Here is a 16966-nt window from a genome sequence, read left to right as displayed (position 1 = left end):
ACGGCGGTATCGTTGCGCACATGGGCACCAACCACGTAAACGATCCCGCAGTCATCCGGCGACTGCTGACAAATCGAGGCCGCTGGGCAGTTGTCGGCCTGACCAACAATCCGCGGCGCGTCGCGCCTTCGGTCGCACGCTTCCTCCAGGACTCGCTGGGCATGGAAATCATTCCGGTGTCGCTCACCGGGGAGTCGGTATTCGGCCGGAGCGGTTACGAGAAGCTGGCGGATATCCCGGGCACGATCGACGTGGTGAACTGCTTCGTCAATTCGCAGAAAGTCGGCGACGTCGTCGACCAGGCAATTGCCGTCGGCGCGCGGGCAATCTGGCTTCAACTAGGGGTGATAGACCAGAGCGCGGCACGGAGGGCAGCCGCTGCCGGCTTGGACGTCGTCATGGACACCTGCCCCATGATCGAATTTCCGCGTATTTAGCGACCCGGTATCGTCGGGGCGCCGATAGCCCAGCACGAAGCCGATTCAGGCTGATACCGTTGGCTCCGAAACGTGGATCGTTGAGGGAACCGGGGAGCTCACAATGTCGGGCAATGGATCGTCGCATAGCGACAAGGAACGCACGGAAAATGCCTGGCGGGCCTTGTGCCTGCAGATGCCCCGCGCCTATGAAGACCATCCGTTCGGGCCGGAAACGACAGTCTTCAAGGTCGCCGGCAGGGACCGGGACAACGGCAAGCTGTTTGCCTTGATCATGCACCTGCACGGCGAGCTGCTGCTGAACCTGAAATGCGAACCCGCGCTGGCTGACCAGCAGCGAAGCGAGCACCCGGAGATCACCCCGGGATATCACATGAACAAGAAGCACTGGAATTCGGTGCGAATGGGGCTGGACGAGCAAACCATGCGCGAGCTCATCGAGGACTCCTATGATCTGGTCGTCGACGGAATGCCGAACCGGGACAAGGAAGTCATCCGCCGTTCCTGGTGAATGCCGGCCAAGCCGGCAAGGCAAAAAGTATCGGGAGGGGCGGCTCTCCACCGTATTGGGGGTAAGTGGAGAGCCTCGCTGCCGCACAAATAACTTGGGGGATTATTTGCGCCGCCCCGGCAACAATGGATGGTTGCAAGCGCCATCCTAAATTCAGTCTTGTCAGGATGAATTTGGAATTCAATATACGGCTCAATCATTCACTACCTATATTTGCCCAGGCTGCTACCTGCAAATAGAAACAAGCGGCTCCTGCTTTCGGCATCGCCCGGGCCGGACGCCTCTATCCAAGGCACCGGGCCTGCGGCGCATGGTCCTGCTTCCGGGAATCTGGGGCCTGAGTCCAGGTCGGGGACCGGAGCCTTCGCGGATGCTTGAGGCGAGCCGACGCGGGGCATTGACAGCGCATCGTCGAATGAGAACCATGGATTCATGAGCCTGTTCATTACGTGCCCCGTCCAGAGCGTCGAGCGGGCCACTGCGTTCTACACAGCCCTCGGTTGGACGCTGAACTCCGAGATGTCCAGCGACGAGGTCGCCTGTTTTGCGATCTCGGCTGATCAGTATGTCATGCTCGGCAGCCGTGAAATGTATGCGAGTGTCGGAGGCGTGGAAGAACTTATCGGCGGGCCCGATACGCCCTCGAAGGTCACGGTGTCATTCGACCTGGGCAGCCGCGAAGCGGTCGACGAGCTGGTCGAGCGAGCTGGAGCCGCAGGAGGAAAAATCGGCGACACCGATGACTATCCGTTCATGTACCAGCGGCAGTTCGACGACCCGGACGGATACCACTATTCTCCGTTCTGGATGAAGGACGAGGCCGGCCCAACCACTTGAGCCCCTATCTGCCTCATGCCTTCTTGCCAGCCTCCGGAGAAGGTTCTGGCCGGGACCTGTGGACCACGGTTTCGCCAAAGGGACCAAGAATACATGTGCTGAGGGGCCCAAAACGCCGGTGGATCAATAGACTGGAAGCATGTACTTCATCGTTGTTAAATATCAGGTAAAGCCAGAATTCACCGACAGCTTCATGGACCACGTTGCCGAGTTCACCAAGGCCACCCGCGCCGAAGAAGGCAACCTGTGGTTTGACTGGTCGATCAGCGTCGAGGATCCCAACGAGTTCGTGCTCGTCGAGGCATTCCGCGATGACGAAGCCGCTGGCGCCCACGTCAACTCCGCACACTTCGCAGCCGGCCTGGAATCCATGCGCCCGCTGCTGGTGTCCACTCCGAAAATCGTCTCCCGCAAGGTCGACGGCGAGGACTGGGACACCATGGGCGAACTTGTCATCGACTAATTCACTCATTAAGCGTTGAAGGCGCGGACCCCGAACGGGGTCCGCGCCTTCGCTCTACGCAGCTGGTGCGGCGGTCAGCCTAGTGGCTGTTCTTGTTTCCGAAGCGGCGTACCAGCAGCAGGAGGATGCCCAGCAGGACAATGGCACCAGCTGCAATGCCGATCCAGGATGCGCTGAAACCGGTCTGCGCCAGGTCATCACGGTCATTCTGGTTGCCGTTGTCCGTCGGGGTGGCCGAAGCTGTCGGCGTGGCCGAGCTGGTCGGCTCGCTCGACTCGTCAGGAGTCTGTGTCGGGGACGGGCTTGCAGTTGACGATGCGCTTTCCGAAGGCGTCGGGCTGGCTGGCGGCTCGGCGGCCACCACGGTGAACGTGGTGGAGATGCTTTCGCGCTGCACCTGCGAGATCAGCAGCTCGTAGTCGCCGGCCTCGGTGCCCTCGGCAATCGGCAGTGTGAAGCTGGTGGTTCCCTGCGCATCCGCCGCCGGGATGTCGGTGATTTCCAGCTCCCCGTTGAAGGCCGAGGCGGTGATCTGCGCGCCTTCCTCCAGACCGGAGACGGTGACCTCGATGTCCTGGCCAGCTTCCGCCTCGGTGGCGGAAAGCTCGACCTGGGCCCAGTCGGTGCCGGCGATCATCGCGCGTCCCAGCGGGGCTGGATCGACGACATCGTGGGACTTGAAGTAGTTCACGGTGGCGTCCAGGTCGATCTGCCCGGAGTCGGCATGGTTCGTGCCTTCGGCGAAGGCCGCGAAGTTGTCGCCGCCAGCGGCCAAAAACGCGTTGGCAACCACGTGGAAGATGGCCTTCTCATCCAGCGGCTCGCCGTTGAAGGTGATGTCCTTGATATGCTCCCCACGAGGTGCGTCCTCGACGTAGGTGTAGGACAGGCCTTCTGAGATGCCCAGCTGCAGCTTCGTGCGCTCGGAGCCCTTAGGCTGCCACTGCTGTTCCAGCGCCTCGCGGATCTGGGCGCCCGTGAGGTCGAAGGTCTTCAGCGTGTTGGCGAAAGGTTGCACCTCGGCGGCCGCCTTGTAGCTGACGCTGCCGTCCTTGCCGTACCGCAGGTCGGCGCGCAGGCCGCCGGCGTTCATGAACGCGATCTGCGCCTTGGTGCCGGCGAAGTCCTCATTCGAGGTGGCCCACAGGTGGATGTCCGCCACGGTGTTGCCCAGCGTGGATTCCACGCCGCGGTCCGATCCCGGTTGCTTGCCGCCGCGCAGGATATCGGCTGAGATCTGCCCGATCTTCTGGTTGCCGACCTTGTCCGATTCCGTGATTGCGGTTTCTACGATCTGAGCGACGGTTTTGTTCGGGGTGTAGACCCAGTCTCCGGCGTCGTCCTTGATGGCAAGGGGCAAGAGCTCGGTCGAGGAATCGGTGACATCACCCTTGGCCTCGTCGACCTCGAGGGAGATCTTGCCCAGGGTGGTGCCGTACTGGTGCGCTTGGATGACCGGGCGCTCGGTGCCTGTGGGGCCCGCGATTTCGCAGTTGTACGGCTGGTGGGTATGGCCTGAAACAATGGCGTCCACCTGCTCGCTGGCACCACGGATCAGTTCGCCGTAGGTGGTTTTCTCTGCGGCGATGGTGCCGCAAGTGGTGCTTTCCGAGCCGTTGTGGGTCAGCACGACGATGACTGATGCTTCGCCGTTAGTCGTATCGCCGTCGGAAAGCTGCTTGGCGACGCGGTTGACCGCTTCGAGCTCGTTGCCGAATGCCAGGTCCTTGATCCCCGTGGGGGTCACCAGCGAGGGGACGTCCTCGGTGACAGTTCCGATGAAGCCGACTTTGACGCCGTTGACCTCGCGAATGGCGTATTCCTTCAAGGCCGGCTTGCCGGTGGCCTTGTCGTAGACGTTGGCACCTAGGGCGAAGTCTGCGCCGTCCTGGCCGGAGGCCTTGGCATAGCTGTCGATGACTCGGCCCTTCAGGTCCTCGAAGCCGCGGTCGAATTCGTGGTTGCCCACGGTTGACACGTCGAGACCTCCGGCACCTAATGCTTCGATGGTTGGCGCGTCCTCCTGCGAGGCCGAAGCGAAGGTCGAGGCGCCGATGTTGTCGCCGGCCGACACGAAGAGCGTGTTCGGGTTCGCCGCCCGCAGCATGTCGACGGCACCTGCGAGCACAGCGGCGCCCGCGGAGTCCCGATCATCGGCAATGCGGCCGTGGAAGTCGTTGATGTCCAAAATGTCCAGGGTGAATGTCCCCGGGGCTGCTGGCTCTGCTGCCGGGGCGGCCTGCGCGGCAACGCATCCGGAGGCGACCAAAGCTGCAGTAGCCATGGAAGTCAGCGTTAAGTTCTTGATCTGCCTGAACGCAGGCATAGATCCTCCTCAGAGTTAAGCGTGTGACTTATCTCATCTTTATCCCATGAAGGTGTACCTGTCGATGCTTGAACGTAGATTTCACGTATAAAACAGATGTTTTTGGCGTTGCAAGGGGCTTATTCGACGTTTTGCATCACTGGAAATGCCGCATGCCCCGCCGATGCGGCAGGGCATGCGGTGAAAAAGAGTCGGAGGCTTTAGCGCTGGCGCTTGCGTCGTGGATCTCCGGTGGTCACAGAGGAAGATCCGACGATACCGCTGAGGAGCAGCATGGCTGCCGCAATGAACATCAGGGTTGAAGCGACCCAGCAGGTGGTTGCCAGAGAGCGCTGGGAGTTGTCCAGCGCGAGCACGAAAATGCAGACGCTGGCCAGCAGCAGTACTACGCCGAGCAACCGTGACTTCATCGTGCACCCTTGAACTGTCGATTTTCGCCAAATAATCGCGAAAAAAATTCGCTATCGGCTGGAATAACATCAATGATGCCATAACTCCAGCCGGTTGAACATACGCCCAAAGTGGTAATTTACTGGGAAACGCTCAATCCTTGGGTTGAGAACGGCTTCCGAAGATCTTCTGCTAAACGCAGGACGTCAGGATCTTCTTGATGGAATCATGCTCTGCCTGAGTCATCCAAGCGCCGTACTTGGCCTTCACCTGAGTCTGTAGCGACACGTATTCGCAGCGGAAGTCCTTGTTTGGCGGCAGCCAGGTTGCAGCATCCTTGTCGCCCTTGGCGGCATTGGTGGGGCCGTCCGATGCCAGGAGGTTCAGCGGGTCGTTGGCGAACTGGAGACGCTTGTCCTTACTCCATTTCTGGGCGCCCTTCTGCCAGGCGTCCGACAGCGCAACAACGTGGTCGATCTGTACGGCAGAACTCGTGGACTGGCCGCGCTCGAAATTGATTGTCTTGCCGGTATAGGGATCTTGGAACGTTCCGCTCAGCACCACGCAATCGACCCGGGCCGGTTTGAATTCAACATTCACCAGATCGCGGGCAAGGATATCGTTGCGCGCATCGCAGCCGTTGTTGTCCGTATCCTTCCAGCCGTTGCTGAACTGCTCGCGGGTGTAGCCGGTCTTCGGAGCACGGCCCTTGATGGTGATGTCTTCCAGCTGATCCAGAGACTTGGCATATGCCGCTTGCTGGTCGGCCGACGGGGCCGCGGCCTGAGCGCCATTTGTCCCGGTGAAATCCGTGGAAGTCAGCGAGGAGCATGAAGCCAGCCCAAGGGTGGACATGACGAGAACTAGGGACAGGGTGCGGCGCGGCAGTCGCATGCGGTGGTATCTCTCCTTGGATATGCAGGGGACTGCAATCCGCGGTCCTAGCATTCGACTCTATGCGCCGGCACCTACGAAACTCCGGTACCGGTCTGGTGTCATTCTGTGATTCTCTTCTCGGCGGTTCGCATGCTGAATCGGAAAAGTTATCAATTTGTCACTGTAGTCCGCTGTGACAAGTATTGTTTTCTTCCGGTGGACGAAATATGGTCGGCGTAATGCTGTTTCTGTGACCTTTTGGATGTACCTGTGAAGAAGTTCTTGTTCCCGTTGTTGACCGGGGTGCTGCTGCTCAGCGCCTGCACCACACCCGTATCCAAGCTCGAAACCGTGGAACAGCAAGGACCTGGAGGATACGACTCGGCTTGGGAAACAGAACAGCATGGCTACGATGAAGACCCCTACGCGAAGTACTACCAGGAAGGCGTGCCGATTTTCTCGGAGCTGCAAACGCAGGTTTTGAGACCCAGTCCGATCTTCGGTGATCTTGATACTCGTGAGGATGTGGACGATTTTTCCATGGGCATTTCGGGATTTTTCCGATCCACGACCGTCACGGATGAAAATGGCGAGCAGGAGGTTACCAACGAATCGACGTCCATGAGCGGAACCGCAGAAGAAGCGGGTGCGTAGAGGGTTGAATTTGGCTGCTGGGGTGTAGGACGCGCAGCCGTGCAGGTATTCATCAACGTAGATTTTCCAGAGATTGGCATGGAGCCAACGTTCGAGATGCCAATGACCTGTAACGTCCCCGCCGCAACCACATACGGCGAGTTTGAGATCGATCGGTCCACCGAGAGCTATTACATTGTGGTCTCCGGTGATCCCGAAACGATTGGATCCTACGAACTCAACCTGTACCGAAGCGATGGCAGGTGAGCGAATGAAGAAAGTGCTGCCTATCCTCGGTGCTGTCATTCTTGCGCTCACGTCGTGCACGACTCCGGTCTCCGAGCTTGGCCCGCTCGATCGGGAACCGCCCAGGGAGCCATCGAACAGTCCGCAATTCCAGCAGCCCGTCGAGGAAATGTCCTCTGAGGAGATCGTCAATCGTCAAGAAGTTGCGCTGCACTACCCGCCGCTGATGTATCTGGCCATGACCGGATTTTTTGCGGACCCTGCTGCCACGGAACGCATGGGATTCTGGCAGGGCGAAATCGAGCAGCGCGGCTACCACGGGTTGGTTGCATGGGCTGCCCAACGCTTTCAATACCAACAGGGCGGAACCCTTGCGCCTGAAGAGTTCTCTTTGGAAACGGATGGCTTGCCGGGCCCGTATCTGATCAAGTACACCTGTTCAGGCTCGGGCCGGACCGACGTTCGAATCAAGGACGGGCCAAAGATGCTGCGGCAAAAAATTGTCCAGTGCTCGACAGATCCGAATGTCGTGGAATTCGAACTTGACGAGAAAAATATCGCGAATCTGGTCATCGAGCTGATCCCGGAGCTCTCGGCTCCGGCGGGTTTTGAAGTCCAGGTCATCCAGTAGCTCCGGAAACACCCGGCGAAGACACGTGTTCGGCCGTCCCGGACGGCTTGTGGTACTAATGGGACGTAGTGACACGGGGTGCCGCCATGCGGCTGAGATAAAACCCGTCGAACCTGATCCAGTTAGCACTGGCGAAGGGAATGTCCTGGATACCTCGATGCCACGCATCTACGCCGGGGTCCCGTTCGCCTTGACACATCTTCAAGGAGTTCGAGCACCATGAACGCACACGCAGCAACCGACACCGCAGCATCCACCACCACCGCACTGCCGCTCAAGGAACAACTGGTGCTGGTCACCGGCGGCGCCCGCGGGCTGGGCGCGGCCATCAGCGCCGCTTTTCTGGACGCCGGGGCGAAGGTCGTCGTCAACTACCGCAGCTCGTCGCAGGCGGCCGAGGAACTTGCCGCCGCATTCCCCGGACAGGCGCTGGCATTGCAGGCCGACGTGCGCGACGCCGCCGGGCTGAAGGACCTGGCCGCCGCCGCGGCCGAGCACTTCGGCCGCCCGATCACCACCTTGGTCAACAACGCGCTGGTGGATTTCTCCTTCAACGCAGATGCCCGTTCCAAGGCAGACGAGCTGTCCGCCGAAGAGCTCACGGCCCAGTTCGCCGGTTCCGTGCTCGCACCTGTCGCCGCGATCCAGGCAGTGCTGCCGAGCATGCGCCAGGCGGGCTTCGGACGCATCGTCAACATCGGCACCAACCTGTTCCAGCACCCAGTGGTCCCGTACCACGACTACACCGCGACCAAGGCGGCGCTGCTCTCGCTGACCCGCACCTTCGCGGACGACCTGGGCCCGGAAGGCATCAACGTCAACATGGTTTCCGGAGGCCTGCTGCGCACCACGGATGCCTCGGCCGCCACTCCTGAAGAGGTCTTCGACCTGATCGCCTCCGGCACCCCGTTGCGCCGGGTGACCTCGCCGGCCGAGCTCGCCGACGCGGTGCTGTTCTTCGCCTCGCCGCTCTCGCGCGGGGTGACCGGACAGAACCTGATCGTCGACGGCGGCCTGGTCAAGGGATGAGCGCATCGAGGAAGCAGGCCCGGTTCAACCTGTTCATCTACGGCGCGGGGCACCACCAGGCGGCCTGGCGGGCGCCGGATTCCCCGGCCGAGCGGCTGGGCGAGACCGGGTACTACGTGGAACTGGCGCAGCTGGCCGAACGCGGCCTGCTGGACGCGGTGTTCCTGGCCGACGGCCAGGCCGTCTCCCCGGAGGCCGCGGCGGCCGGACCGACCTGGTTCTTCGAACCGTTCACGCTGCTGTCCGCGTTGAGCCAGCACACCAGCCGGATCGGCCTGGTCTGCACGGTGTCCTCCAGCTTCTACACCCCGTTCCACGCCGCGCGCATGCTGGCCAGCCTGGACCGGCTCTCCGGCGGCCGGGCCGGCGCCAATGTGGTCACCAGCATGTGGGATACCGAGGCGCAGAACCACGGGCGCGAAACCCTGGGCGACCATGCCTACCGCTACGGCCGCGCCGACGAGTTCATCACGGTGCTGCGGGGGCTGTTCGGATCCTACCCCTCAGCGGCGGTGCGGGCCGACCGCGCAGGCGTGTTCACCGACCCGCGGCAGCTGTCGGCCATCGACCACGCGGGCGAGCACTTCGGTGTGCGCGGGCCGCTGAATATCCCCGACGGGCCGCAAGGCTCCCCGGTGCTGTTCCAGGCAGGGGCCTCCGCCCAGGGGCGCGAGCTCGCGGCGGCCCATGCCGAGGCGATCTACGCGGTGGCCGCCGACCGGCAGATGGCGCTGGACTACGCACAGGACGTGCGGTCCCAGGCCGCCGCGGCCGGGCGCGATCCGCAGGCCCTGGCCATCATGCCGGGGCTGGTCGCCTACGTGGGCCGCACGCTGGAGGAGGCCAAGGACAAGCAGCGCCGGCTCAACGACCTGCTGCCCGTCGAGCAGGCACTGGCCCAGCTGGCGTTATTCGTTCAGCAGGACACCAGCGCCTGGGAGCTGGATGCACCGGTGCCCGAACTTCCCTCCGCCGCAGACTTCACCGGCCCGGCCGGACGCTACACGACGATCCTGCGGTTGATCGAGATCCACCAGCCGACGGTGCGCGAGCTGCTCGGGCTGCTGGCGGCCGGGGGAGGGCACTGCACCTTGGTCGGAACGCCGGAGATGATCGCCGACGAGATCGAGCTCTGGCTGGATACCGGGGCGGCTGACGGCTTCAACCTGATGCCGCCGAGCCTGCCCGACGGCTTGGCGGATTTCGTCGAGCTGGTGATCCCCGAGCTGCAGCGCCGCGGACGCTTCCGCACCGCCTACGAGCACCGCACGCTGCGCGGCAATCTGGGCCTGCCGGCGCCGGTGGCCGGGGGACGCGCTCGCCGGCCCGCATTAGGAGCTGCGTCGTGATGCGCTGGCGGGAAGACAAACGAAGTGGATTGCGTTCGTGGATTCTTCTCCGGGGCCGGCAGGCCGCCGGCACAGCGGTCAGCGCATCAGCCGTCCTTCGCGCAGCGTCCAGTAGGAGGAAATGTGGCTGGAGCGCTTCGACAGGTTCCAGCGCTCGCAGATGCGGCTGATGGCCTTGACGGTGCTTCGTTCAGCATGGGCCACGACACCCAGGCCTTGGCGCGGGACCGCCAGCGTCTGGAAAGCCTCGGCCAGGACGTCGCTGCGTCCTGCCGGCACGCCGTCGCGGGAAAGCCAGCGTAAATCAATGCCCTGGGGATGTTTCACGTCAAACATTGCTCCTTCGTCGGCAATTTCAAGCAGCGCCACACCCTGCGCGTACTCCGGCAGCGCTTCGAGGATCTTGGAGATCGCCGGTATCCCGGCTTCATCCGCGGCCAGCACATAGTAGTCGGCGCCCAGCTGGATGGAGGTCTTGCTGCGCGCCGGGGAAATGACCAGCGCCGCACCCGGTTCGACAGTGCCTGCCCAGTGCCCGACAGTTCCGGGCTCGCCGTGGAGCACGAAGTCGATGGCCAGCTCATCGACCACCGGATCGATCCAGCGGATGGTGTAGGACTTCGAGCGCGGCACCTGCTCGCGCGGCAGCCGCTGGCGAAGCTCTCTCAGGTCGTAGGGCGGAACCAGCCCGAGGGCGGGATCCGCGGCATACACCTTGACGTATTCATCCAGTGCGCCGTTGGAGCGGTAGCCGTCGAGCTTCGGTGCGCTGGCCACGAGGCGCACCAGCTGGTCGCTGAGCTTCTGCACCCGGGTGACGGTCAGGACATGCTGGTCGATCTTGTGCCGAGGGGCTCCGACGTGGCTGACCGGCGGTGAATAGCGGGCCAACGGCTCCTCGTAGGTTTCGGAATACAGCCGCGTCTCCTGCGCGGCAGCGGGTGCTGCGTCAGACGCCGCGCCGGGAGCCGGCGGAGCGTAGTGGCTCGGCCTGAATGAGGTGCGCAGCGTCTTGTCCAGGACCTTGCGCGCCGCGGTGAGCGCCGCCGCGGCCCCGGCCCGTTCGGCGGCGGCCAGCAGTTCGTCGGTCTGCTGCTCGTTCAGCAGCGACCCCCTGGCGATGCTCTGATACAGGTGTTCCTTGGCTGTTGCCTGCCCGGCTTGGGCTCCGGCCTTCTCGGCAAGCTTGAGCACCTCAAGAGTCAGGCCCTCCTTGGCGGAGATGGACACCTGGGGGCCGTACTTGTTGTATTTGTGCTTCGACATGGTGTGCCTTCCCGCGCTGTTCGGGCTACTGCTCCTAGCCTGAGTATGAGCGAATCGGACCGGCCAGGCAAGGGCGAGTCCCACTGGCAGGGGTCTCTGCCGGCAGCCGGAAAACGCCCGCTTTGCGAAGAGGAATCCGCTTCCGTCCGATATTCGATTCGGTCGACAATAAGCAGGTCAGCTCACTAAAATTAGCTCCATGTCTGATACTTTGCCGCCATGCCCGAACTGCTCCAGCGAGTACGCCTACCAGATGGATGCGCTGCTGGTCTGCCCCGAATGCGGCCATGAATGGAACGCCGAGGCCGAGACGGCTGAAACTGCCAAGGCGGTCATCAAGGACGCCGTCGGAAACGTCCTGCAGGACGGGGATACCGTCAGCATCACCAAGACCATGAAGGTCAAGGGGGCGCAGAGTGCGCTGAAGGCCGGAACGAAGGTGCGCAATATCCGTCTGGTGCAGGGCACCGGAGACCACGACATCGCCGCCAAGGTCGACGGCTTCGGCCAGATGGAACTGAAGTCCTCGATCGTGAAGAAGATCTAGGCCCTGGAACTTTCCTGCTAGGTCAATGCCCGCCCCTTCGGTTGAAGGGGCGGGCATTTCCCTCTGCGCCTACTGTCCGGGGAGCGGGGCCGCCGGGACGGCCAGGCCGATGAGCTCGGCCAGCCGCTCGCGGTTCTGGTTCGCGCCGAATGCCGGCTGTCCGGGCTGCAGCCGCACGCCCTCGGCCAACGAGCCGATCGGCAGCGGATCGAAGCCGAAGGCATCGATGATCCGGCTGGTCGCCTCCACGTCCGCGGGACGGTCGCCGGCCAGCGCAATGGCCTTGCGCTGTTCGGCGCCAGCTGGACGGGCTTCGTCCTCAAGGTCGTGGTAGCCCATGTGGTTGAATGCCTTCACGAGCCGCGAGCCCGGCAGGAAGTCCTGGATCAGCGCGGAGGTGGAAACCCCCGGGGTGTTCAGGTCGTCGCGGATCCCGTCGGTCTCCCACCAGTAGTTCATGGCGTCGATGACCAGCTTGCCCTGAAGCTGCGCGGCCGGGATGCTCCGGTACTTGCCCAGCGGCAGGGCGAGGATGACGATGTCGGCCTGGCCGGCGGCGGTGGCAGGGTCCACGGCGACCGCGCCCGGGGTCAGCACCTCGATGGTCAGCGCGATGGCGCTCGGGTCGCCGGATCCGGCGATGAGTACCTTGTAGCCTGCCGCCAACGCGCGGCGGGCGAGCACGGTGCCGATCTTGCCGGCGCCGAGGATGCCGATGGTCTGCTGCTCCATGTTCTCTGCCTCCAGGCTGCTTAGTTGTTGATCTTGGCGGGCTTCTCGGCGAGCATTTCGCGCACCAGCGGGATGACCTTGGTGCCGTAGAGTTCCACGGCCCGCAGGCGGGCGCCGGCGTCCACTGCGCCGCCCGAGTAGATCAGGTCGAAACGTCCGATGTCCAGGCTCTGCACGGTGGTGGCGATCTTGCGCGCCACGGTCTCCGGGGAGCCGATGTACAGCGAACCTTCGGCGGCTTCATGCTCGAATTCGCTGCGGCTCATCGGGCTCCAGCCGCGCGAGGCGCCGATCCGGTCACGCTGTTCCTTGTAGGCGTCGAACATCAGCTCGCGGGCCAGCTCGTCGGTATCTGCCACGAAGCCGGGGGAGTGCAGGCCCACCGGAAGAGTCTCGTGCCCGAACTGGTCGTTGGCCCGGCGGTACAGGTCCACGTACGGGGCGAAGCGCTCCGGGGAGCCGCCGATCACGGCGAGCATCATGCGGAAGCCGTAGTGGGCGGTGCGGATTACCGACTGCGGCGAACCGCCCACGCCCACCCAGGTCTTCAGGCGCCCGGACTCGGTCTTCGGGAAGACCTCCACGTCCTGCAGCGCGGCGCGAGTGGTGCCGTTCCAGGTCACCGGCTTCTCGCCCAGCAGCTCGTTGAACAGGTTGATCTTCTCGTCGAAGAGGATTTCGTAGTCGGCCATGTCGTAGCCGAAGAGCGGGAAGGACTCGGTGAACGATCCACGGCCCAGCATGACTTCGGCGCGCCCGTTGGACAGGGCGTCGACCGTGGCGAAGCGCTGGAAGACGCGCACCGGGTCGTCGGAGGAGAGCACCGTGACCCCGGAGCTGAGGCGGATGTTCTCGGTGGCTGTCGCGATGCCTGCCAGGACGGTTTCGGGGCTGGAGATGGCGTACTCAGGGCGGTGGTGCTCGCCCACGGCGATCACGTCCACGCCGGCCTGGTCTGCGACCACGGCTTCCTGCACCGTGGCGCGGATGGCTTGGGCATGCGATACCAGCTCGCCCGACGGCCCGCTGGGCACGTCGCCGAAGGTGTCGATGCCGAATTCGATGTTCTCGATGGCGTTCATCTGCAGTCCCCGTTTCCGAAATAGGTTGATAGCCCAATCATGCATCAAACTTGTTGACGTGTCAACTATAGGAGACGAGATGGTGCGCGGCGGCCCGGAAATGCGCGACGGCGGCCGCTCCCGAAGTGGGAGCGGCCGCCGTGGCGCGGCAGTACGGTCGGGGCTAGCCGAAGTACTTTTCCATGGTGCCTTCGTGGGCTTCGCGCAGGTCGTCCACCGAAACGGTGAACTCGCCCTGGACCTCCAGGGCGCCGGACTGCGCGTCGACGACACCCAGGCGGGCCACGGTGACGCCGCGGGCGCTGGTCATGTCGTTGAAGCGGACCTCTTCGCTGCGCGGCACGGCCACCAGGGCGCGGGCCTGCGACTCGGAGAACAGCGCGGTGAACGCGTCGATGCCGTCGCGGGACTTGATCTCATCAAGTGCCACGCGGGCGCCGACGCCGTAGCGCAGCACCATCTCGGACAGCGCGGCGGCCAGGCCGCCCTCCGAGAGGTCGTGCGCCGAGTCGATCATGCCGTCGCGGCTGGCGTTGATCAGGATCGCGCCCAGCGCCTTCTCGGCTGCCAGGTCGACCTTCGGCGGCAGGCCGCCGAGGTGTCCGCGCAGGTTGGCGAACTCGGAGCCGTCCAGTTCATCTTTGGTGGTGCCGATCAGGTAGATGGCCTGGCCGTCGGCCTCTTCGCGCCAGCCCGACGGGGTGCGGCGGGCGACGTCGTCCAGCTTGCCCAGGGTCGCAACCACCGGGGTCGGGTGGATGGCCTTGTCGCCGGTCTGGTTGTACAGCGAGACGTTGCCGCCGGTGACCGGGACACCCAGCTCCATGCAGGCGTCCGACAGGCCGCGGATGCCCTCTGCCAGCTGCCACATGACGTCCGGATCCTCGGGGGAGCCGTAGTTCAGGCAGTCGGAGACGGCCGCGGGGATGGCGCCGGAGGTGGCGACGTTGCGGTAGGACTCGGCCAGCGCCAGCTGGGCGCCGGCGTACGGGTCCAGGTAGGTGTAGCGGCCGTTGGCGTCGGTGGCGATGGCCACACCCAGGCCGGTTTCCTCGTCGATGCGGACCACGCCTGCATCATCCGGGGAGGCCAGGGCGGTGTTGCCGCCCACGTAGCGGTCGTACTGGCGGGTGATCCAGGATTTGTCGCACATGTTCGGGCTGGCGATCAGCTCCAGCACGGCGGCCTTGAGTTCTTCGCCGGATGCCGGAAGGTTCTTCCCGGCCTCCGAGGAACGGAAGGTGTCGGCCTGCAGGGCATCCTGCCATTCCGGGCGGGCGTACGGGCGGTTGTATTCCGGGCCGTCCACCGCAACGGTGCTCGGGTCCACGTCGACGATGACCTCGCCGTTCCAGGTGATGGTCAGGCGGTTGTCGTCGGTCACCTCGCCCAGCCAGGAGTACTCGACGTTCCACTTGGCCATGACGGCTTCGAAGGCTTCCACGTTCTGCGGGGAAACCACTGCCATCATGCGTTCCTGCGACTCGGACATCAGGATCTCGCCCGGGGTCAGGGTGGAGTCGCGCAGCAGCACGTTGGTCAGCTCGACGTTCATGCCGCCGTCGCCGTTGGCCGCCAGTTCCGAGGTGGCGCAGGAGATGCCCGCGGCACCCAGGTCCTGGATGCCCTCGACCAGCGAGGCCTTGAACAGCTCCAGGCAGCACTCGATGAGCACCTTCTCGGCGAACGGGTCGCCGACCTGCACTGCAGGGCGCTTGGACGGCTTGGTGTCGTCGAAGGACTCGCTGGCCAGCACCGAGGCGCCGCCGATGCCGTCGCCGCCGGTGCGGGCGCCGAAGAGCACCACCTTGTTGCCCACGCCGGAGGCGTTGGCCAGGCGCAGGTCCTCATGGCGCAGCGCGCCGACTGCCAGCGCATTGACCAGAGGGTTGCCCTGGTAGATCGGGTCGAACACGGTCTCGCCGCCGATGTTCGGCAGGCCCAGCGAGTTGCCGTAGCCGCCGATGCCGGAGACCACGCCGTGCACCACGCGCTGCGAATCCTCGTGGTCGATCGCGCCGAAGCGCAGCGGATCCATCACGGCGATCGGGCGGGCGCCCATCGAGATGATGTCGCGCACGATGCCGCCGATGCCGGTGGCGGCACCCTGGTACGGCTCCACGTAGGACGGGGAGTTGTGCGACTCGATCTTGAAGGTCACGGCCCAGCCGTCGCCGAGGTCGGTGACACCGGCGTTTTCGCCCATGCCGACCATCAGGTCCTTCTTCATCTCGGGCGTGACCTTCTTGCCGAACTGGCTCAGGTGGGTCTTGGTGGATTTGTAGGAGCAGTGCTCGGACCACATGACCGAGTACATCGCCAGCTCCGCCGCGGTCGGGCGGCGGCCCAGGATCTTGACGATCTCGGCGAATTCGTTGTCCTTCAGGCCCAGCTCGGCCCACGGCAGCTCGACCTCGGGGGTCACTGCCGCGTTATCGACGGTGTCGATGTTGAATGCTTGAGTCTGCTCGCTCACTTCTTGCCTCCAACGAGGTGGGTCAAAACACTGGTGAAGAACGTCAGGCCGTCGGTGCCGCGGTGATCCGGTCCGAAGCCTGCCTCGATGGCGTGCTCCGGGTGCGGCATGAGGCCCACGACGTTGCCCGCCTCGTTGGTGATGCCGGCGATCGAGCGGCGCGAGCCGTTCGGGTTCCAGCCCACGTAGGAGAATGCGACGCGGCCTTCGCCCTGAAGCATGTCCAGGGTCTTCTCGTCGGCGACGTACTGGCCGTCCTGGTTCTTCAGGACGATGGTGATCTCCTGGCCGGCTTCGTAGCCGTTGGTCCAGGCGGTCTGGTTGTTCTCCACGCGCAGCACCTGGTCGCGGCAGATGAACTTCAGGTGGTCGTTCTTGATCATCGAGCCGGGCAGCAGGTGCGCCTCGGTGAGGATCTGGAAGCCGTTGCAGATGCCCAGCACGGGCAGCTTGGCGTCCGAGTTCGCGGCGTCCACGATCTTGCCCATCATCGGGGCGAAGCGGGAGATGGCGCCTGCGCGCAGGTAGTCGCCGTAGGAGAAGCCGCCGGGGATCACCACGGCGTCGACGTCCTGCAGGTCGGTGTCGGCGTGCCACAGGGACACTGCCTGGGCGCCGGCGGCGCGCACTGCACGTGCTGCGTCGCGGTCGTCGAGGGTGCCCGGGAAGGTCACCACGCCGATGCGGGCGCCCGACAGTTCAGCGGTTGGCGTCGAGTAGTCGCCAATCAGGGGAAGTTCGGTGCTCATTAGTCCGCAACGACCTCGACGTTGACAACATCTTCGATGACCGGGTTGGACAGCAGGGTCTCGGCGGCCTCGCGGGCCTGGGCCAGGATTGCGTCGGTCACCTCGCCGTCTACGGTGAGTTCAAAGCGCTTGCCCTGACGGACGGCCTCGAAGGAGTTGAATCCCAGGCGGGGCAGTGCTCCCGCAATGGCCTTACCCTGGGGGTCAAGGATTTCTGGCTTGAGCATGACATCTACAACGATGCGGGGCATCCGGCGTATCTCCTGTGCGCGAAGGGGTTAAATGCCACACGGAGACGTGCCGTCTCACACCAAGGGGATTTGGCGCTCCGCGAGCTTGCCTACCCAGTCTAGCGGGAATGTGACGGGTAAAACCGGCCAGTGCAG

General features: G+C 64.0%; 19 protein-coding genes and 1 riboswitch. Of the genes, 10 read left to right on the top strand and 9 right to left on the bottom strand.

Features of this window, described 5'->3' with window-relative positions:
* Positions 1-20: 20 nt before the first annotated feature.
* From DFO58_RS14680 to DFO58_RS14665, 4 genes are all read left to right on the top strand, one after another.
* Complete coding sequence (locus DFO58_RS14680) at positions 21-437, top strand: CoA-binding protein (protein WP_120991592.1); 417 nt, start codon at positions 21-23, stop codon at positions 435-437.
* Positions 438-540: 103 nt separating this feature from the next.
* A complete protein-coding gene (locus DFO58_RS14675) occupies positions 541-948 on the top strand; it encodes an MmcQ/YjbR family DNA-binding protein (protein WP_120991548.1) in 408 nt (135 codons plus the stop codon).
* Between the two features lie 432 nt (positions 949-1380).
* Positions 1381-1785 (top strand): VOC family protein, encoded by a 405-nt coding sequence (locus DFO58_RS14670; RefSeq protein WP_053797240.1) that lies wholly within the window; start codon positions 1381-1383, stop codon positions 1783-1785.
* Between the two features lie 139 nt (positions 1786-1924).
* Positions 1925-2248 (top strand): putative quinol monooxygenase, encoded by a 324-nt coding sequence (locus tag DFO58_RS14665; protein WP_047118098.1) that lies wholly within the window; start codon positions 1925-1927, stop codon positions 2246-2248.
* Positions 2249-2327: 79 nt separating this feature from the next.
* Here the strand turns inward: DFO58_RS14665 and DFO58_RS14660 are convergent, their stop codons facing one another.
* The 3 genes from DFO58_RS14660 to DFO58_RS14650 all read right to left on the bottom strand — a co-directional run bounded on the left by DFO58_RS14660 (position 2328) and on the right by DFO58_RS14650 (position 5858).
* Positions 2328-4532, bottom strand: coding sequence for a bifunctional UDP-sugar hydrolase/5'-nucleotidase (locus tag DFO58_RS14660; protein WP_286163621.1), 2205 nt, complete (start codon positions 4530-4532; stop codon positions 2328-2330).
* A 242-nt stretch (positions 4533-4774) separates the two neighbouring features.
* A complete protein-coding gene (locus DFO58_RS14655) occupies positions 4775-4984 on the bottom strand; it encodes a hypothetical protein (RefSeq protein ID WP_147407299.1) in 210 nt (69 codons plus the stop codon).
* 172 nt (positions 4985-5156) lie between these two features.
* On the bottom strand, positions 5157-5858 hold the full coding sequence (locus DFO58_RS14650; protein WP_047118095.1) for an HNH endonuclease family protein: 702 nt from the start codon (positions 5856-5858) through the stop codon (positions 5157-5159).
* A 252-nt stretch (positions 5859-6110) separates the two neighbouring features.
* Here DFO58_RS14650 and DFO58_RS14645 point away from each other — a divergent pair, with 252 nt between their 5' ends.
* The 5 genes from DFO58_RS14645 to DFO58_RS14625 all read left to right on the top strand — a co-directional run bounded on the left by DFO58_RS14645 (position 6111) and on the right by DFO58_RS14625 (position 9728).
* Complete coding sequence (locus DFO58_RS14645; RefSeq protein ID WP_120991545.1) at positions 6111-6494, top strand: hypothetical protein; 384 nt, start codon at positions 6111-6113, stop codon at positions 6492-6494.
* Positions 6495-6533: 39 nt separating this feature from the next.
* On the top strand, positions 6534-6740 hold the full coding sequence (locus DFO58_RS14640) for a hypothetical protein (protein WP_120991544.1): 207 nt from the start codon (positions 6534-6536) through the stop codon (positions 6738-6740).
* 4 nt (positions 6741-6744) lie between these two features.
* A complete protein-coding gene (locus tag DFO58_RS14635) occupies positions 6745-7350 on the top strand; it encodes a hypothetical protein (RefSeq protein WP_147407298.1) in 606 nt (201 codons plus the stop codon).
* Between the two features lie 64 nt (positions 7351-7414).
* A riboswitch (TPP riboswitch) is annotated at positions 7415-7508 on the top strand.
* Between the two features lie 61 nt (positions 7509-7569).
* Complete coding sequence (locus DFO58_RS14630; RefSeq protein WP_120991542.1) at positions 7570-8379, top strand: 3-oxoacyl-ACP reductase; 810 nt, start codon at positions 7570-7572, stop codon at positions 8377-8379.
* A complete protein-coding gene (locus DFO58_RS14625; protein WP_120991541.1) occupies positions 8376-9728 on the top strand; it encodes an NtaA/DmoA family FMN-dependent monooxygenase in 1353 nt (450 codons plus the stop codon). Before DFO58_RS14630 ends, DFO58_RS14625 begins: the two co-directional genes overlap by 4 nt.
* Positions 9729-9806: 78 nt before the next feature.
* Here the strand turns inward: DFO58_RS14625 and DFO58_RS14620 are convergent, their stop codons facing one another.
* Positions 9807-10994, bottom strand: a complete 1188-nt coding sequence (locus DFO58_RS14620) for a siderophore-interacting protein (protein WP_120991540.1) — start codon at positions 10992-10994, stop codon at positions 9807-9809.
* A 199-nt stretch (positions 10995-11193) separates the two neighbouring features.
* Between DFO58_RS14620 and DFO58_RS14615 the strand changes: the two genes are divergently transcribed.
* The gene (locus DFO58_RS14615; RefSeq protein ID WP_120991539.1) at positions 11194-11541 is read left to right on the top strand and encodes a zinc ribbon domain-containing protein YjdM; all 348 of its coding nucleotides are present in this window, start codon (positions 11194-11196) and stop codon (positions 11539-11541) included.
* A 69-nt stretch (positions 11542-11610) separates the two neighbouring features.
* Here the strand turns inward: DFO58_RS14615 and DFO58_RS14610 are convergent, their stop codons facing one another.
* The 5 genes from DFO58_RS14610 to purS form a co-directional block, all read right to left on the bottom strand.
* Positions 11611-12273 (bottom strand): NAD(P)-binding domain-containing protein, encoded by a 663-nt coding sequence (locus DFO58_RS14610; protein ID WP_286163620.1) that lies wholly within the window; start codon positions 12271-12273, stop codon positions 11611-11613.
* A gap of 20 nt (positions 12274-12293) precedes the next feature.
* Entirely contained in the window at positions 12294-13355 is a 1062-nt protein-coding gene (locus DFO58_RS14605) for an LLM class flavin-dependent oxidoreductase (protein ID WP_181728135.1), read from the bottom strand.
* A 163-nt stretch (positions 13356-13518) separates the two neighbouring features.
* On the bottom strand, positions 13519-15831 hold the full coding sequence (purL, locus tag DFO58_RS14600) for a phosphoribosylformylglycinamidine synthase subunit PurL (RefSeq protein ID WP_120991537.1): 2313 nt from the start codon (positions 15829-15831) through the stop codon (positions 13519-13521).
* Positions 15828-16580 (bottom strand): phosphoribosylformylglycinamidine synthase subunit PurQ, encoded by a 753-nt coding sequence (purQ, locus tag DFO58_RS14595; RefSeq protein ID WP_047118086.1) that lies wholly within the window; start codon positions 16578-16580, stop codon positions 15828-15830. Before purQ ends, purL begins: the two co-directional genes overlap by 4 nt.
* A complete protein-coding gene (gene purS / locus DFO58_RS14590) occupies positions 16580-16831 on the bottom strand; it encodes a phosphoribosylformylglycinamidine synthase subunit PurS (protein ID WP_047118085.1) in 252 nt (83 codons plus the stop codon). Before purS ends, purQ begins: the two co-directional genes overlap by 1 nt.
* Positions 16832-16966: the final 135 nt, after the last annotated feature.

The sequence above is a fragment of the Arthrobacter sp. AG1021 genome, from assembly GCF_003633665.1.
GTDB classification, from domain to species: Bacteria; Actinomycetota; Actinomycetes; order Actinomycetales; family Micrococcaceae; genus Glutamicibacter; species Glutamicibacter soli.
This window is presented reverse-complemented; position numbering and strand designations above follow the sequence as displayed.

Bases quoted from the DNA above. Each gene is read 5' to 3' on its own strand.
- DFO58_RS14680 (WP_120991592.1), top strand. From the start codon at position 21: ATGGGCACCAACCACGTAAACGATCCCGCAGTCATCCGGCGACTGCTG.
- DFO58_RS14675 (WP_120991548.1), top strand. From the start codon at position 541: ATGTCGGGCAATGGATCGTCGCATAGCGACAAGGAACGCACGGAAAAT.
- DFO58_RS14670 (WP_053797240.1), top strand. From the start codon at position 1,381: ATGAGCCTGTTCATTACGTGCCCCGTCCAGAGCGTCGAGCGGGCCACT.
- DFO58_RS14665 (WP_047118098.1), top strand. From the start codon at position 1,925: ATGTACTTCATCGTTGTTAAATATCAGGTAAAGCCAGAATTCACCGAC.
- DFO58_RS14660 (WP_286163621.1), bottom strand. From the start codon at position 4,532: ATGGCTACTGCAGCTTTGGTCGCCTCCGGATGCGTTGCCGCGCAGGCC.
- DFO58_RS14655 (WP_147407299.1), bottom strand. From the start codon at position 4,984: ATGAAGTCACGGTTGCTCGGCGTAGTACTGCTGCTGGCCAGCGTCTGC.
- DFO58_RS14650 (WP_047118095.1), bottom strand. From the start codon at position 5,858: ATGCGACTGCCGCGCCGCACCCTGTCCCTAGTTCTCGTCATGTCCACC.
- DFO58_RS14635 (WP_147407298.1), top strand. From the start codon at position 6,745: ATGAAGAAAGTGCTGCCTATCCTCGGTGCTGTCATTCTTGCGCTCACG.
- DFO58_RS14630 (WP_120991542.1), top strand. From the start codon at position 7,570: ATGAACGCACACGCAGCAACCGACACCGCAGCATCCACCACCACCGCA.
- DFO58_RS14625 (WP_120991541.1), top strand. From the start codon at position 8,376: ATGAGCGCATCGAGGAAGCAGGCCCGGTTCAACCTGTTCATCTACGGC.
- DFO58_RS14620 (WP_120991540.1), bottom strand. From the start codon at position 10,994: ATGTCGAAGCACAAATACAACAAGTACGGCCCCCAGGTGTCCATCTCC.
- DFO58_RS14615 (WP_120991539.1), top strand. From the start codon at position 11,194: ATGTCTGATACTTTGCCGCCATGCCCGAACTGCTCCAGCGAGTACGCC.
- DFO58_RS14610 (WP_286163620.1), bottom strand. From the start codon at position 12,273: ATGGAGCAGCAGACCATCGGCATCCTCGGCGCCGGCAAGATCGGCACC.
- DFO58_RS14605 (WP_181728135.1), bottom strand. From the start codon at position 13,355: ATGAACGCCATCGAGAACATCGAATTCGGCATCGACACCTTCGGCGAC.
- purQ (WP_047118086.1), bottom strand. From the start codon at position 16,580: ATGAGCACCGAACTTCCCCTGATTGGCGACTACTCGACGCCAACCGCT.
- purS (WP_047118085.1), bottom strand. From the start codon at position 16,831: ATGCCCCGCATCGTTGTAGATGTCATGCTCAAGCCAGAAATCCTTGAC.